This is a genomic window from Prevotella ihumii, from assembly GCF_900155655.1.
In the GTDB taxonomy this organism is placed as follows: domain Bacteria; phylum Bacteroidota; class Bacteroidia; order Bacteroidales; family Bacteroidaceae; genus Prevotella; species Prevotella ihumii.
Window position 1 is genome coordinate 3,036,991 of record NZ_LT706987.1, and the last position, 18,523, is coordinate 3,055,513.

Here is an 18,523-nt window from a genome sequence, read left to right on the forward strand (position 1 = left end):
ATTCTTAAGTATTTGGAGACCTATATGTTGGATGTACACAAACAGTACACCCCAGGCGAAGCTATGGAGAAGGCACTGCGTTATGCCTTCGCCGTATGGATACGCATTGGCAGGTATGTGCAGGACGGACGCTTCAACATAGACAACAACCTTATGGAACAGGCCATCAGACCCATCACGCTTGGAAGAAAGAACTACCTGTTCTGTGGTAACAATGAGGGAGCGGAGAACAACGCCATCTTCTATACCTTCATGGCGTGTTGCAGGGAAGCAGACATAGAGCCATACAAATGGATGAAGGAAGTTCTTTCAAGGTCCCTGCTAGATATGACGGAGGAGGAACTCACGAAAATGCTACCTTCAAACTTCAAATAACAAATAACCCTTATATGCTGCCAGACATATAAGGGTTATTTATTGGTGTGAAAGGCGGCTAATATTGGATGCTTACCCATTTTCCCAAGTTGGACGAACAGCCTTATCAAAGCCTAATCCACATAGAGTACCAAAATAGGGGATATAAGAAGGCGTTTTTAGAACTCCTTCTGTTAAATAATATGATTGATCTTGGATAGTATTAGAAGTGATACCCTTATAAATACTCCCTCCAATATCTATTGTTGTAAGTACCGCTGCAGCCCGTCCAAAAATGTTAGAATACCTTGTAAACACAGGGAGCTTCTTACTTAAAGTTTGATTGACAAGCCGAGAAGTATTTGCGTTTCTCCATATTTTACCTGTCTGATCTATTTGAGTCAATCTTCCATTATATAAATATTGAGTAAACATGGAATTATACATTTTAGAAAGATCCTTTGTCCTTTTATATGCTGCAATATCGGCAAAACCTGCTATGGGGGTTGAAAAATCATTAACTATCATATTGTCAGCTATTGGTAACTTCTTAGGCCCAAAATCCCTTGTTAACGTTCCACCTGTTGTATATGCCTTTGTTCTTGTCTCGTCCATAGCGACAAACCATTCCCCACTTTCGCTATCTTTGTGGTATTGTGCACCCCTTTCTGAGGCTACTTTCTTAGCAGTATCTTCATCATATAATCCAGTAGGATCTATAAGCCTAATCGGATTATCATGGCAATAGGTATAAGAACATATATTAGCATACTTCTCTGCCAACGGATCCACCCCATACCATAAACTTGTCATAGGATTCAAGTACCTTGCACCATAATAGTACAAGCCGGTTTCCTCATCAAACTGTTTGCCGTTGAACTTATAGGGTAGTTCTTCACTGCTACTGTGCTCGTCAGCTAATAGTTCGCCGTATGGCAAGTAAGCATCATATTGCGTGATGTTAGCTTTATCATCTGTGATGTAAGACGTTGAGCCGAGGTGGTCACTGTGATAGAAGAAGGTTTCTTCACGTGTAGTATCATTTGGAATATAGCCATATCCAGCCTGCGGGTCATCAGGGTTGCTCGGGTCATTCCATGAGATTGAGGCACCGGGGTTGGTATTCGGTGTGGTGTTGGGGTGTGGAGTCTGAACCCAACCCTGTGGCACATCGTGGTTACCGAGTGTGTCAATGATAGAGTTATATCCTCGTTTTGTATTCTCCGGATCACCATACGCACCCTTCATTGTAGGTACACCTGGGGCAATGCCCTGCTGTTTATAGTATGCCTCTTTCTGCTTCTGAATCTGATTCATACGCTCTGCATAGTCTTGCTGACCAGCGGTGACATAACTGCCGTTTCTTCCGTAAACGTTATTAAACAGACCCGTTCCTATCCTTGAAGCAACTCGTTTGTCACCAATAAAGTAATGCTTCGTAAAATGATTCTTGTTAATACTGATTATCGAAGTAGGATAAAGCACCTCATGCAGCCGTTCGAAGTCGTAGGTGTAAGAGATGTAACCCTTGTCAGATATCGACCTCCTAAGTTTCGCCGTAAGCTTCGTCAGGAGGTTACCTGCCGCATCATAAGTGTTCCTACCTTCGTGGTCAGGCAGTTGACACTTGCCTCATCGAAGTTCGATTGGAAGAAGGGGAAGGCTGAAAAGAGTACCTCGGTGTTATCAGTTCTGAATATAAATAGGTATTCTAGTTATATGATACATCACATCTTTATTGTATATATGATATTATGATTTAGTTCATATTGGACAAGCCCCAATGACTTATTCCAAACAATAGACTTTACTTCAAGATGAGGCTGATCACCTAAATTATTATTCATGTTGTTTGAATTAATCACAAGGCAACTATCTAATTTACATCCATGTATCTGATATTGAGAAAATTGGACATTTTCATATGAAGTGCTTTTTTCACCAAATATTATGCTATAACGTAGAGGATCTGTATTTTTATTTCTTCGAATATAAAATCCTACGACAAATGATGTACCGGAATGTCTTAATTTCATCTCAACATATGCATTCCCATGAAATTCATGGGAGCCATCATACCATCTAACACCTTCTGGGTCAAATACAAAGGTATTCCTTGGGTTTGAAACTCGCATTGAAATTAATGTTAACGTATCCACCCCCTTGTTTGATGTGAACACAAGTGTATCTGTATCATGGTAATGGTCAATCCATGATAAGTCATCTTTAGTTAGTTGAACCTTGTGTACATAAGGTAAACCACACGATGTTAACAGAACAAGAAAAGAAAATACAAATAGTTTATTCGTCACGATCCTTATAAAAATAGTTGTAGAAATCATCAATCGTATGAGTTGCACCAGTCCCAAGTTGAATGTAATTTATAGCACCTGGTATATCTACATTAGTATTTGACTGGAAATTATGTAACATATCCCCACCATAATAAACGTCTTTTCCAAAAATAGTAAATAATTTCGTTCCTAATGCGATATTATTGGTAATATGACTAGGATTCCCTAATAAATCATCACTTGTTACAGCTGCTGGATTGAATGTAATTGCATCAAAACCAGTTGCCATACTTGCTGCTGCCGCCTCTCCACCACCAAGAGAATGACCAACAAATGTAAAATCTACATTATTGCCATACTTTTCTTTCAATATACTTGATAATATCTCTGCGTTTGCAACTGCCATTTTGTACTGATTTGGGCTTCCTCCATAGTATTGGTCTATGTCGTCAACAACATCACTCCAATCGTCTGTACCAGCAAAAGCATAAACAAATTCTACATGTCCATGATTCGTTCTTTTATATAATTGAGCTTTATAACCATTATCAGATTCACTATTTAACAATACATCATTAATGTTTTTCGTAATTTTATCCACTCCCTTTACAATTTTCCACCCGGAAGCTCGTAGGTCTTTCCGAGTTGTAGTAGCATCATCGCCCCCATAAACATGTTTGGATATAAGAGCAGCTTCAGCAGTTGATGGACGTTTGCCTCTCTGATCTATTAATCTTATGGGATTATCCAACGTATAGACATATCCTCCCGTCGTTGCATATTTCTCAGCTAACGGATCTACCCCATACCAAATACTCGACATAGGGTTCATATACCTTGCACCATAATAGTACAAGCCTGTTTCCTCATCAAACTGCTTACCATTGAACTTATACGGTAAGTCTTCACTCGATGAGTGCTCGTCTACAAGGAGTTCACCGTATGGTAGGTAAGCATCATACTGGGTGATGTTGGCCTTATCATCTGTGATGTAAGATGTTGAGCCGAGGTGGTCACTGTGATAGAAGAAGGTTTCCTCTTTCGTAGTGTCGTTTGGAATATAGCCATATCCAGCCTGCGGGTCATCAGGGTTGCTCGGGTCGTTCCAGCTTACAGGTGGACCGGGGTTGGTATTCGGTGTGGTGTTGGGGCGTGGAGTCTGAATCCAACCCTGTGGCACATCATGGTTGCCGAGTTCTGTGAGGACGGCATTATAACCAACACCCGTGTTCTCCGGGTCACCATACGCACCCTTCTCTGTAGGTACACCAGGGGCAATGCCCTGCTGCTTATAGTACGCCTCTTTCTGTGTCTGTATCTGATTCATACGTTCAGCATAGTCCTGCTGACCAGCGGTTACATATGAGCCGTTGCGTCCATAGACGTTATTGAACAGACCTGTTCCTATCCTTGAAGCAACTCGTTTGTCGCCAATAAAGTAATGCTTCGTAAAGCGGTTCTTGTTGATGCTGATTATCGAAGCAGGATAGAGCGTGAAGTTATCCGTCTCATGGAAGGTGATGCCTTGCGGAGCACCGTTGATATACACACCTTCCATCGTACCATAACTCTTCATAATGCGTTCGCCGGCAGCGTTATACGTATAGCGTGAGGTTTTGCCATTATCAGAGAGTACCATCAGGCGGTTGTCCTCGTCCCAGTACATTTCACGGGTAGCGTTGGTCGAATCGTTCGTTACCAGCGTTGGATTACCGTTGGCATCATAGGTGTAATGGTCGTGACCAATCTGCGTTGGAGCCGTCGGGTGGTTACTGTCCTCATACTTATAAGCGAAGTTATAAGACTTAGCAGTTGTCGTTGAGTCCACCTTCTGCACCTTCGTCAGCGGCTCGCTCATCCGTCCGAACGACATCACCATATCATACGATGCACGCTTAGCCTTACCGCTGGCATGAACAAGACGGTTCAACTCATCATACTCATACGTATGCGAACTCCTTCCTCCTAACTTCGCCTCGTTGAGTTTCGTCAGCGACGTTGGGTTGGCAGCATTCGTAATACCAAGGATATTATCCACAGCATCATAGCGATACTTGTTCTCCATCACAGTCTGACCGTCCGCTGTAAGGTTCATCACCTGCAGACGCTCACGCTGCTTGTCGTAGGTATAGGTAGTCTCCATACCATTACCAAGCTTCGTATAGACCGTATGACCCTCCTTATCGTAACCTATCCTATCAACAATAACGCTCTGACGTCCCTGTTTATTGCTCGTCATACGCTCAACCTGTCCAGCAGCATTGTAGTGATAAGTCACCACTTCACCGTCAGGATAAGTCATCGTCTGCACACGGTTCCAACTATCATACGTAGCACCATAGACATAAGTCCTGATATCTGCCACGCTCGCCATGACTGTACGGATAGTCTTCGTCACCTCACCCTGTCCGCCATAGTAATAGGCTTCACCGCCACTCGCATCCTCTACGAGGGCAAGACGACCGGCACGGTTATACTTATCGCCAGCCTTACCATAGGTATAAGTAACACGGTTGAAGAGATTTTCTGGATAAAGTACCTCATGGAGTCGCTCGAAGTCGTAGGTGTAAGAGATGTAACCCTTGTCAGATATCGACTTTCTAAGCTCTGCCGTGAGCTTCGTCAGGAGGTTGCCTGCCGCATCATAGGTCATATCCGTCTCACCAGCATCAGGATGATTCACCATCAGTTTCCGACCAAGCAAGTCGTATGCATACTTCGTCTCCCTACCGTTAGGATGCTGAACCGTCAGCACCTGTCCGACAGGGTCATAGTTGTACTTCACCGTGATATCCTCACCACGAGCATGCTGCACTGTCTCACGGTTGCGTCCCTTGGCATCGGTATAGCTCTCCGCATGTCGTCCCAGTGCATCCGTGACTGTTGTCTGGAGCATCGGCTCACCGTCATGACTGCCGATAGAGTAAGCCGTACGTGTCACACTGCCGTCAGCAAGCGTCACACTCGTGGTACGGTCGTGTGTATCATACTCCGTCTTTGCCTGCAAATCACCTGTAGCATGATTGTAAGTGGCGATGTTACCATGACTCTCCGTCATTGGGTAATAAGCCGCAACATTACGTCCGAAGGCATCGATGACAGCCCTTCCACTGACGATAGAGACTTTCTGATTGCTGCCACCAGACCACACCACACCCGTCTGTTTCGTCTGGACGGCACGCATCAGCGAGTCGGCAAAGGTATAGGTATCTATGTTGCCTTCCTTAGAATAATGGATGGTATGTGCCTTGCGTTCTGCGGGGAAGTATTCAAAGCGGATAGTAAACGGCTGACCGCTCTCTATCTCATACGGAGCACGGACAGTCTGCTGTCTGCCCAGTGCATCGTAGGTGTATTCCATCTTCTGCCCGTTAAGGTCGGTCGTTACAGATGGAGCATTCCAAAGACCATCATAAGCCGTACTGGAGCTATAGCCGTATGCATCCTTGACATTTGTCACAAGACTATGATAGCGGTCGTCATACGTATAAGCATAGAACATACGCTGATGATTATAGTTCTCAGGCTTCGTCATGCGTGTGATGTTACCATAGCCATCGTAAGTCATGTTATAGACAGAAGGCTTGTCACCGTTATGAAGCATGATCTCCGTTATCTCACCGTTGCCATCCACCTTCGTTGAGCGTTCACGGTAAGTCTTACCGCCACTGCTGACAGTGATATGGCTCGGAACACTGACAATATACTTGTCGGCTATCTCATGATAGTTGATGTTTGCCTCTAAACTATAATCAGTTGTTGTCTCCTTATATCCCTGTAGGTTACCATAGTCATCGTAAATATTATTGACCGCAACCGCCAGACTGTCCCCACTATTTACATCAAAGTTACTCTGAACAAGCGTCTTTAGAGCAGGGAAGACAACAGCATCTGTCGTATTATTACCAACGGCGAGTGTCTTCAGGTCGTAGTCATAGACAGCACCCTGCAGTTTCTTTCCCTCAGCGGTATAGAGATATTCACTCGTAACAAGTCCATGAGTATAGTAATCCCTGTTCTTGCCATAGGTCTGTACGGAGTAACGATAAAGTCTATCACCATTCTCCGTGTCTATCTGATTGGTACGTACCTGCTTGAAACCATAGAAGTCACGCTCACGGCGGTCACGATAGCCACCGCTATATTCAAAGGTGTTCCTGCTTCGTATTGCTCCGTTCTCCTTGTATCCACCTGTCGTCTCAACCGATGACATCACCCAGCGACGTCCCGGCAAGTCGTAACTTGGAGTTGTCTGCTCATAGTTGATATTGATATGTCCACCGAAAGGAAGCGTCACAGAGCGCAGAATGTTCGTTCTGCCCGTAAGGTTGCGGTAGACAATAAGCTGCTTTCCTCCGTCAGCGACGACGATATCGGGATGTCCGTTACTGTCGATGTCCCTCATTGCGGCCTCGGTACAGCTGATGCCGTCGGACAAAGAGCCTACTCCCTTGAACGTAAGCCTGAATTTCAGTATGCCATCCAAGGGCATCGCATAAAGCATCGGCTGTAGTAGAGATATTGGCAATATTGTATCTAAAGTTTTCATTAGAACATTGTAGAGTTCTCTGTTTCAGGGGGTATTATGGCTTATAGGTCGTGTAAACCAACCAATTCCGAATAGCTTTGACATTATAAGCTTTATCATAGAAAATCGTTATTACGGGAACCTGCTTTATATCTATGTTGAATATTGAAGTTGAATACAAGTTTAAACTTTCTTTTTGTATCAGAATCCTATGCCGTCTAAATCTCCCTCCTGTATATATTGAATCAGATAACTGAGTTACTGACATGAGCAGTTCTTTATCTCCGCCGTAATCAGATGTGAAAACATTGTCGTGATCGCGATAATACTTTAAGACTTCTCTATAGTATAGTCCTTTTTTTTCGATAATTGTTGTTGTGTCATTATTAACATCAAGCATAAAATATATAACATTGTCTATCGGCAACAAAATATGCTGACTTTTCGATTTACAACAACCCAATATGCTGATACTTGTAAGTATCATACCGATTTTAATAATGTTTTTTGTAATATTTAGAAGCATCATTGAAAATGGATTTTAATTTTTTGTTTTGTCCGATTAACTCTGAAACCGTTTTATAGTACAACTTAGACCCTGGTAATTTCGGAGATCTTCTTATTAAATCATGATGTTCATCATTACCAGACAAATTCTTCCATATTTTTTCAGCAACCTTGTAATTATCGGTTTTCATATATGTATCCAGCACACCTGAATATCTAGACAGATGTACAGAAAACTCATGGGTAACGGTCTCTGTTAGTTCATCCGACGAATAGGATAAATCAAATATTATTGTAAATTGAGGCTTACCATCTTGATCTTTAGACATTTGCGTTTGGGCTGCAATCCAAGATCCATCATTGTCAAGAAATTTGGCTGTGCGAATTTGTTGATCAGTGAATGCCTCTTCATCCAAAACAAGATCAAATTTCGCGTATTTCCCATTTCCTTTCACCCCAAAAATAGTCTTACCTTTTTCCGTGAAGTCGGCCAGCACCTTCTTTCCATACGTTGTCTTTGCAAAAGCCTTCATCGCCTTACTAAAATTTTTCGGACTTCTATAATAACTTACAGGCTTTTTACTATCATTAACATACAACTTTGGAATTACTTTATTGCCATCAGGATCGACAAGATTAATTGGATTCTCTAATGTGTATATATATCCACCAGCAGTGACATATTTCTCCGCCAGCGGATCCACCCCATACCAAATACTTGCCACAGGATTCATGTACCTTGCACCATAGTAGTACAGACCAGTCTCTTCATCGAACTGTTTGCCGTTGAACTTATACGGCAGGTCTTCGGAGCTGCTATGCTCGTCAACTAACAGCTCACCATAAGGCAGGTAGGCATCATACTGAGTGATATTGGCTTTATCGTCTGTGATGTAAGACGTTGAGCCGAGGTGGTCACTGTGATAGAAGAAGGTTTCTTCTTTTGTAGTGTCATTAGGGATGTAGCCGTAACCAGCCTGTGGGTCATCAGGGTTGCTCGGGTCATTCCAGCTTACAGGTGGACCGGGGTTGGTATTCGGTGTGGTGTTGGGGCGTGGAGTCTGAATCCAACCCTGTGGCACATCATGGTTGCCGAGTTCTGTGAGGACGGCATTATAACCAACACCCGTGTTCTCCGGGTCACCATACGCACCCTTCTCTGTAGGTACACCAGGGGCAATGCCCTGCTGCTTATAGTACGCCTCTTTCTGTGTCTGTATCTGATTCATACGTTCAGCATAGTCCTGCTGACCAGCGGTTACATATGAGCCGTTGCGTCCATAGACGTTATTGAACAGACCTGTTCCTATCCTTGAAGCAACTCGTTTGTCGCCAATAAAGTAATGCTTCGTAAAGCGGTTCTTGTTGATGCTGATTATCGAAGCAGGATAGAGCGTGAAGTTATCCGTCTCATGGAAGGTGATGCCTTGCGGAGCACCGTTGATATACACACCTTCCATCGTACCATAACTCTTCATAATGCGTTCGCCGGCAGCGTTATACGTATAGCGTGAGGTTTTGCCATTATCAGAGAGTACCATCAGGCGGTTGTCCTCGTCCCAGTACATTTCACGGGTAGCGTTGGTCGAATCGTTCGTTACCAGCGTTGGATTACCGTTGGCATCATAGGTGTAATGGTCGTGACCAATCTGCGTTGGAGCCGTCGGGTGGTTACTGTCCTCATACTTATAAGCGAAGTTATAAGACTTAGCAGTTGTCGTTGAGTCCACCTTCTGCACCTTCGTCAGCGGCTCGCTCATCCGTCCGAACGACATCACCATATCATACGATGCACGCTTAGCCTTACCGCTGGCATGAACAAGACGGTTCAACTCATCATACTCATACGTATGCGAACTCCTTCCTCCTAACTTCGCCTCGTTGAGTTTCGTCAGCGACGTTGGGTTGGCAGCATTCGTAATACCAAGGATATTATCCACAGCATCATAGCGATACTTGTTCTCCATCACAGTCTGACCGTCCGCTGTAAGGTTCATCACCTGCAGACGCTCACGCTGCTTGTCGTAGGTATAGGTAGTCTCCATGCCATTACCAAGCTTCGTATAGACCGTATGACCCTCCTTATCGTAACCTATCCTATCAACAATAACGCTCTGACGTCCCTGTTTATTGCTCGTCATACGCTCAACCTGTCCAGCAGCATTGTAGTGATAAGTCACCACTTCACCGTCAGGATAAGTCATCGTCTGCACACGGTTCCAACTATCATACGTAGCACCATAGACATAAGTCCTGATATCTGCCACGCTCGCCATGACTGTACGGATAGTCTTCGTCACCTCACCCTGTCCGCCATAGTAATAGGCTTCACCGCCACTCGCATCCTCTACGAGGGCAAGACGACCGGCACGGTTATACTTATCGCCAGCCTTACCATAGGTATAAGTAACACGGTTGAAGAGATTTTCTGGATAAAGTACCTCATGGAGTCGCTCGAAGTCGTAGGTGTAAGAGATGTAACCCTTGTCAGATATCGACTTTCTAAGCTCTGCCGTGAGCTTCGTCAGGAGGTTGCCTGCCGCATCATAGGTCATATCCGTCTCACCAGCATCAGGATGATTCACCATCAGTTTCCGACCAAGCAAGTCGTATGCATACTTCGTCTCCCTACCGTTAGGATGCTGAACCGTCAGCACCTGTCCGACAGGGTCATAGTTGTACTTCACCGTGATATCCTCACCACGAGCATGCTGCACTGTCTCACGGTTGCGTCCCTTGGCATCGGTATAGCTCTCCGCATGTCGTCCCAGTGCATCCGTGACTGTTGTCTGGAGCATCGGCTCACCGTCATGACTGCCGATAGAGTAAGCCGTACGTGTCACACTGCCGTCAGCAAGCGTCACACTCGTGGTACGGTCGTGTGTATCATACTCCGTCTTTGCCTGCAAATCACCTGTAGCATGATTGTAAGTGGCGATGTTACCATGACTCTCCGTCATTGGGTAATAAGCCGCAACATTACGTCCGAAGGCATCGATGACAGCCCTTCCACTGACGATAGAGACTTTCTGATTGCTGCCACCAGACCACACCACACCCGTCTGTTTCGTCTGGACGGCACGCATCAGCGAGTCGGCAAAGGTATAGGTATCTATGTTGCCTTCCTTAGAATAATGGATGGTATGTGCCTTGCGTTCTGCGGGGAAGTATTCAAAGCGGATAGTAAACGGCTGACCGCTCTCTATCTCATACGGAGCACGGACAGTCTGCTGTCTGCCCAGTGCATCGTAGGTGTATTCCATCTTCTGCCCGTTAAGGTCGGTCGTTACAGATGGAGCATTCCAAAGACCATCATAAGCCGTACTGGAGCTATAGCCGTATGCATCCTTGACATTTGTCACAAGACTATGATAGCGGTCGTCATACGTATAAGCATAGAACATACGCTGATGATTATAGTTCTCAGGCTTCGTCATGCGTGTGATGTTACCATAGCCATCGTAAGTCATGTTATAGACAGAAGGCTTGTCACCGTTATGAAGCATGATCTCCGTTATCTCACCGTTGCCATCCACCTTCGTTGAGCGTTCACGGTAAGTCTTACCGCCACTGCTGACAGTGATATGGCTCGGAACACTGACAATATACTTGTCGGCTATCTCATGATAGTTGATGTTTGCCTCTAAACTATAATCAGTTGTTGTCTCCTTATATCCCTGTAGGTTACCATAGTCATCGTAAATATTATTGACCGCAACCGCCAGACTGTCCCCACTATTTACATCAAAGTTACTCTGAACAAGCGTCTTTAGAGCAGGGAAGACAACAGCATCTGTCGTATTATTACCAACGGCGAGTGTCTTCAGGTCGTAGTCATAGACAGCACCCTGCAGTTTCTTTCCATCAGCGGTATAGAGATACTCGCTCGTAACAAGTCCATGCGCATAGTAATCCCTGTTCTTACCATAAGTCTGTACGGAGTAACGATAGAGTCTGTCACCGTTCTCAGTGTCTATCTGATTGGTACGTACCTGCTTGAAACCATAGAAGTCACGCTCACGGCGGTCACGATAGCCACCACTATATTCAAAGGTGTTCCTGCTTCGTATTGCTCCGTTCTCTTTGTATCCACCCGTCGTCTCAACCGATGACATCACCCAGCGGCGTCCTGGCAAATCGTAACTTGGAGTTGTCTGCTCATACCCGATATTGATATGTCCGCCGAAAGGAAGTGTCACAGAGCGCAGCAGGTTCGTTCTGCCCGTAAGGTTGCGATAAACAACAAGCTGCTTTGCCCCATCAGATATGATAAGATCAGGTAGTCCGTCACCGTCAATATCTCTCAAGGCTGCGCTTGTAAAACTAACGCCACTTGACCAAGATTTGGTAACCTTAGCTGTAAACCTTAGTTTTAAAAACAAAATATGTATTGGGATGGAGACAGCAAAATTACCATATTGAGAAACGGACGTTGCCAATGACTCATTGAAACTACCTTGTTGCTCTTCGGAATAAGGAATAAATCCCGACCCAGTATTCAACATTATAGTGAACTTTTCACCACTACGAGTTACCATATCAGGTAAACCGTCGCCATTAACATCTATAAAAGACACATTGTACTTTGTTGTTGTCTTCGTTCCATTGACGCCAAAGGATATATCGGCATTACCAAGTACCTCGATGGATGTACCAAGTCCTGCACCCCATGTGCTATTTTCAGAAGACTCCAATGACGTAACACCGCTATTCTCTTCATTTGTAAAGTCATATCCAAGACCAAACTTCACTTTATCACCAAAGAGCATATCAGGAAGTCCGTCACCATTAAGGTCAGTCCAATCACTTTCTGTATGAGAGGTTCCAGAAGTAAAGTTCCCACTTGCACTCACAGACACACTGGAGATAGCATTACCATTGGATGAATTATGTCCATCACTACCGCCTGATGTTTCATCGTCTTGTGGTTTAGGGTTGATACTGATAGCTAAAGCACTCTTTGACGAAGCCCGTTTTGATAGACTAGCATCTGCTCCTATAGTAGAAGAACTTGCTTTAAATTTTGGTCGATTGACATTTAACTTCATGCGACCTTTCCCAAGTGTACCAGTTGCATTGGTATATTGAGTAACAATATTGCCATCTACCTCCTCTAACCAATCAGGATAACCATTACCATTGATATCCATTAGAGCCACCTTGCTATAAGAAGTCTGTGTATTCTTACTGCCACTGAGTCCTGCATAAGAAACTCCACCGCTTACACCATAGCCATTACTCTTTGACTCACTCATAAGTACAGGTGCAGACAATTCGCCCGCATTTTTAGCATAATGAACACTGTCAATTATAATAGCATCCTCGCCGATACGAGAACTACAGATTGTATCTAAAGAGATAAAGACATGCTCAGATCCACCAACATACATCCTCTTGTTTGCATCATATCCCATAACAAAGAAGCGCTGTTCGTTGACAGGAGTAAGACTCTTTGCAAGTTGATTGCCATCGTGTGTAGATTTATAATGCTCGGCTATATCCTTATATTTATCCCTGTCAATGGTCAGTGCTGATACTTCTATTGGCTGGGTGGCATAGGCTTTATTGCCATTATAGGCGAATTGTCCCCATCCTCGGTAGAGCCTTCCATAATCAACAGAGTTATACCCAGAAAAAACACAAGCCTCTAACGTATCCACAAGAACACGCTGTTCAGCAGTAACAACTGTAGATGTGGCACTTTGGTAAGAAAGACTATCGCGTAAGAAACTAACTTTGGCATGAGTAGATTTAGATAATTCGTTACTTACTGCAAAAGTAGCAGTCACCTTACTTGTATTTAATCGTTTGATAAGTGTTGTGTCTGTAACTATGATGGTATCTACCTTGAGCGTATTGGAAGTATTCAGACGACAGGTGTGGCGCAATACGGGAAGCCCGTTTTGATCATGTAAAGTGAGGTAAACTGTAGCAGTATCTGTGTCATTCTTTTTATCTTCACGCACAACGGATAGTGTTGGGACAATGAAAAGTTTAGGACGGTATTGCCTATTCAATACAGTAACACCCTGTTTCAACACTTTACTCTCTGCTATACTTACAGGCTTGTTGAACATCCTACGAGATGCTACAAAACGTACGTTTTCTTGGTCATCTTCATAATTATAGTTACCCGTCCATTGTACCTTTGTCCAATCAACTGGGGATGTGGTTGTGATTTCAAAGAAGAATGAAACAGAATCTTTCTCATTTATGTTATCAGTATAGTCATAGGAGCCATTGACAATACTATCAGCAGGAAGTTTAAGTCGTTTTACAATTGTTTCACCATTATGATCCAATCGTGTAACGATAAGTGTAACATCATCAGAAGTCTTCCCTTTCATATAAGGGGCGTGGAGCGTAACCTTACCAGTACGATTAAATATAGCTACATTGTTTTCACCCTCTATATAATCAGCCTTGCTATTATATGTTTTTAAGTCTTCTGACAGATACCGATCCTTGCCAACAGGTAAAGAGACATAAGTAATTATAGGATTCCAAAGAACCTTATCATCCTCACCATTATATCGGGACTGAAGACGGAAGAAAATTCTGTCTCCTACTTTTACATCACAATTAAGATTGTTGGTTTTGCTACCAGCTTGTAATAAAGAGTCGCGGACCATGAAGCCATCACTCTCATGTTGAATGCTGTAGATGATGCCATCACCTTGATTGCTAAGTTTTTTTATAGTACTTTGTATGTTGATCTTGCCAGCAAAAGGTGCGCACCACATCCGGACGGCATCATTCAGGGGATATTCTTTTTCCAAAGAGTCACGGATAACCTTATAGTCTGGAATAAAATGCTTATCAATAGGTGCTCCTTCGCCAATAATAGGATTAGCAGTCACATTACTTGCAGGACTAAATACAGGTTTACCGTCTACAATATGATTGAAATAGACCTGACCATTGACAGCTATGTCTGTAAGTCCATCACTGTTGAAATCATAAAGATAGGTGGTAGTCTTATCTTGGTCTTTTGAATGTGTATAAGAAATTCCAGCAGAGGCTTTAAGTTTACTTGAAATACCAAATTCAACAGCTGCATCAGCATTAAAAGAGTGAGTGGTACTATTTCCATCAGAGAAAGAGTTTACCCCTGATACCAATATAGTTTTTCCAAAGAGTAAATTCTTTCCATCTGCGCTCATGTTCTTACGATAGAAAAGTTGGTTACCTCGTTTGAAGAGTTTATCGGGTAGTCCGTCACCATCAATATCTACAAAAGCAACTTTACCTGAATTTGAACTCTTACTATTAGAGAAAGATGGACCAACATTTACTGTTCCAGCAGCGAAGCCAATACCTACCATTGTTCCCCAACCCGTAGTGTGGCTTTTTGAAGCTCCACCACCAAGAATACTAAGATTGTCATCACACCCACGAACCGAATGACTGAGGAATGCTTCGTAATCTTCTCCTTCGGCCTTCCATATCTCTGCCTTAGAAGAGAAAAGCCCATTTTTGAGGTCATTGTAATAGTCAAAGGATTGTGTAGCAACCTTACCATCCCTACTATCGTTCTGATCAATGCTCTTTAGCAGCATTTTGCCAAACTGTCCTTCTTCATAGTTTAAGCTATAGCTGCGGAGCTGCTGACCATTATTCTTCACTGTGACCTTACGGAGTAGCCCTTTGTCCTTTTGCATAATGCCAAGTCTTCCGCTACTCGTCACATCTTTTCGGTCTGTGGCTATAGAGTCAATATTGAATTCAATGCTATACAGTCCTTCCGTCTCTCCGAATCCTGTCCATGTATAACGTTCAGGATAAAGGTTATTGCCAGATTTCATGTAATGGAAAGCGGCAAAGTTTCCGTGAACATCGGTAACACGGTCAAGTGCCCATTTGATACGGTTCCCTTTGGTGTCGGTAAGAGAAGTAGCATCACTGACATGACCACCATGACCACCATAACTGTAGACTGTACCATCCTTACCAGTCACTTCCCAGTAATAGTTCTTCGGGCTGTTACCCTTTCGGATAATCCTACTGAACCCGCCTTCAGTCATTGGATAGAACTGCTTGTCAGTCTGACGTGACAAAGAGTCGGTCCTACGATAGAGTCGGTCATTGAGTTGCTGTCCCATGAGGAGATAGCTCTCACTTTCTGACTTATCATCGAAACGTGGTACACCCCATCGGGTCTCTACGTCAATGCTCTGTACAGGAAGGCTCCATCCATAGCCTACAAAGCTACTGCCTCCCTCACTGCTGTACTGTAAGCCGGCACTTACACCAATATCATTACGCCCTGAAGGAACTTCGAAAGGATAGGACAGTGTTGCCGTACCATTCTGATTAGCTGATGGGGCTTCTATCTGCTGAATACCTGCTGCTGGGTCAGCAGCCTTCAGCTCACTGATACCTGTAGGGACATAATTCTGTGTTTCGGGACTCTCTGGAACCTTGATGATACCGTTGATGACATCCGTAAAGTGTGATGTCTCTGCCATTGCCACCTCACGTTTAGTATCAATACCTTTTGACTGGAGCATTGTCCAGCGTTGGTGCAGTTCATCATAGTAATAGGTGTGAATATCATCTACAGTATAGCCTTTCGGAATCAACGTGCTGTCGTAAGGTACTGAGATACTTGCCAGATGATGGACGAAGTGATTACCATGAGGTAAGAAACGATAACCTGACACCGTATCGGTTCTTGCCATTAAGGTGTCACAGCCACCTGTAACATTCACCATACCCGTAGGCAAGGTTGGTAGTTCACCTTTTCTAAGTGGTGTAATACTAAGAACTTTACCCTTTGCCATAGCCTCACGTGGAACGGCAAGTTGGGCACGCCCAACATTGAGCGTATCGCTGTCAGAGTTGGCAAAGAACTTGCTGACAGTACGTTTGCCTAAGTCTGCAAAAAGTCTTGCAGATTTCCTGTTCGGCTTGTGAGTATCTACACGATTCCCCTTTTCTTTTCTTGCGATTTCTTCGGAGATTCTCTTCACAGGTGAGTTCTGTACACTGTCCTTAACTTGTTTTCGTAAGGAAGTAGCCTTTCGGAAAATGCTATCTTTTTGTACAGAAGAGATTGTATCAGTACATGTAGAATCACTGATTACCGTTTCTTTAGCAGAACGACTACTTCCACCATTACAGGAGTTTAGTATGATTCCTGAAAGCAACAGGAACGGAAGGAGGAGTGAATATGTAGAATACTTCATTATTCTTGCTATTTTGTTTCAGACCTAAAGGTCTTCAATATATATATACTTGCGTTGGAAAATTTTATAAAATAAAAATGAGATTTACTTCCTCACCAGTTTAAATGTCTTTTCTTTGCTACCACTTTGCAGTGTCAATAAGTAGACACCTGTCTGTGGAAGATAGACTTTGGTTGAAAAATATGTATCAGGCATATTAGTCTGACGACTGACAAGAGCTCCACCCGTCGTATAGAGCGCCATATCCAATGGAGCTACTTCGCTCAGTTCCACCTGCACACTGACATATCCATTCACCGTTGGATTAGGACTTACACTTACATTTGCAAAGATGTCACTACTTCCGTCAGAAGGATTCATGGAAGGAATCTCTGTGATACCTGTCTTCGAAATCTGAAACTCATTCTCAGCCTTGTTGCCCACATGGTCTGTCGTCGTAAGAAGGTATTTCCCTTCTATGAGTCCATCGGCAGACTGTATGCTGTCGCTTGTAGTACGATTGAAAACAGACATGTGTTCTCTCTGTAGAGTCATCTTGTAAGGGGCAATACCGCCTGTTACTCTGACAGAAAGTGTTCCTGTGCTACCGCTCTTCTCCGTTGGCTGCACTACTTCTATCGTTGTAAACATATCTTTGGCAGCTCGTAGCGTGAAGACATCACGTCTTCCTAACGGTATATTCTTAAAGACAATACTATCACCAACTGTCGTATTTGCCTTATGATAGCTTAGAGTTTTGACAGGAAAGCTACCCGTTCCTGTAGGGTCAACGGCAAGATAGTAACTCTCACCTTCTGCAAGAGGCTGTATCTGGCGTAGCTGCTTGCTATCAGCTACAATATCAACATTAGGCTTATCAATCCGTGTTGCTGTATCCATCCATCTTCTACCGAGCCACTTGCCGTAAGCCTTACTCTGACGGAAAAAAAGTTTACCATTGTTGTCACCCCAAAGAATACTCTCACCATCTTCAAGAGGCTTGCTCATACTGATTGTAAGAAAACCGTCTTCCTCACAGCTCTTGGCTCTTGTCTTATGTAAGGCAGAAGCCTTGTCTGAGATAAGACCAGCTATACGGTGACTATAGGCCTTGTTGGTATAACCATTCCAAATAACCTCACTTCTTGAATTAAGGTAACTGCTGCGAAGGCTTACGTCATATTTTAAAGCAAGATAGCTTTCCACACGGCAACGTTCTGTATCAGAAAGGCGGCGATCGAAGACGGTATACTCAACAGTTCTACCATCAAGGTCCTTTACAGGTAGTTTGGTGTTTCTATTCCGACCGATATGCAGAGTCTGACCATTGCCAATATTGGAAGAGGTCGTATAGCTGTAAAGTCGCATTTCAGGCAGCGAGTCCTTGGCATAATTCATGAAAGTACCATTGCCAAGGTTTGCAGCACGCTCAGTTGTCTGCATACGAGTAATAGCTTTTCCGCTTCCAAGAGACCATATTGCCTGCTCCTTTTCGCCATATACCTTACTTACGCCTATATAGGTAAGTCCAGCACCAGCAGAGACACAGACAGAGGTAGAATCGTGTGACCATACCATTGGCTTATCTACACCACCAGGGGTCTGAGCAGTAGCAGAAAGAGTGAATAGAAAGAAGAAAACTGCTGTGAGGTATTTATGTTTCATTTAAAGAC

General features: G+C 43.7%; 5 protein-coding genes and 1 pseudogene. 1 reads left to right on the forward strand and 5 read right to left on the reverse strand.

Features of this window, described 5'->3' with window-relative positions; translation table 11 throughout:
- Positions 1 to 375, forward strand: a 375-nt coding sequence (locus CZ367_RS13225) for an IS66 family transposase (RefSeq protein WP_144006042.1), incomplete at its 5' end; no start/stop codon positions are given.
- Positions 376 to 447: 72 nt separating this feature from the next.
- Here CZ367_RS13225 and CZ367_RS16675 read toward each other — a convergent pair.
- From CZ367_RS16675 to CZ367_RS13255, 5 genes and pseudogenes are all read right to left on the reverse strand, one after another.
- Positions 448 to 1,839: pseudogene (locus CZ367_RS16675) on the reverse strand (RHS repeat-associated core domain-containing protein); the annotation flags it as partial.
- Positions 1,840 to 2,081: 242 nt separating this feature from the next.
- Complete coding sequence (locus CZ367_RS13235; RefSeq protein WP_144006000.1) at positions 2,082 to 2,534, reverse strand: hypothetical protein; 453 nt, start codon at positions 2,532 to 2,534, stop codon at positions 2,082 to 2,084.
- Between the two features lie 121 nt (positions 2,535 to 2,655).
- Positions 2,656 to 7,197 (reverse strand): Tle-like phospholipase domain-containing protein, encoded by a 4,542-nt coding sequence (locus CZ367_RS13240; RefSeq protein WP_394334151.1) that lies wholly within the window; start codon positions 7,195 to 7,197, stop codon positions 2,656 to 2,658.
- 473 nt (positions 7,198 to 7,670) lie between these two features.
- Positions 7,671 to 16,871 (reverse strand): SpvB/TcaC N-terminal domain-containing protein, encoded by a 9,201-nt coding sequence (locus CZ367_RS13250; RefSeq protein WP_084793526.1) that lies wholly within the window; start codon positions 16,869 to 16,871, stop codon positions 7,671 to 7,673.
- Positions 16,872 to 16,955: 84 nt separating this feature from the next.
- Positions 16,956 to 18,515: a T9SS type A sorting domain-containing protein gene (locus CZ367_RS13255; protein ID WP_077197240.1), complete on the reverse strand. Its 1,560-nt coding sequence runs from the start codon at positions 18,513 to 18,515 to the stop codon at positions 16,956 to 16,958.
- Between the last annotated feature and the right edge of the window lie 8 nt (positions 18,516 to 18,523).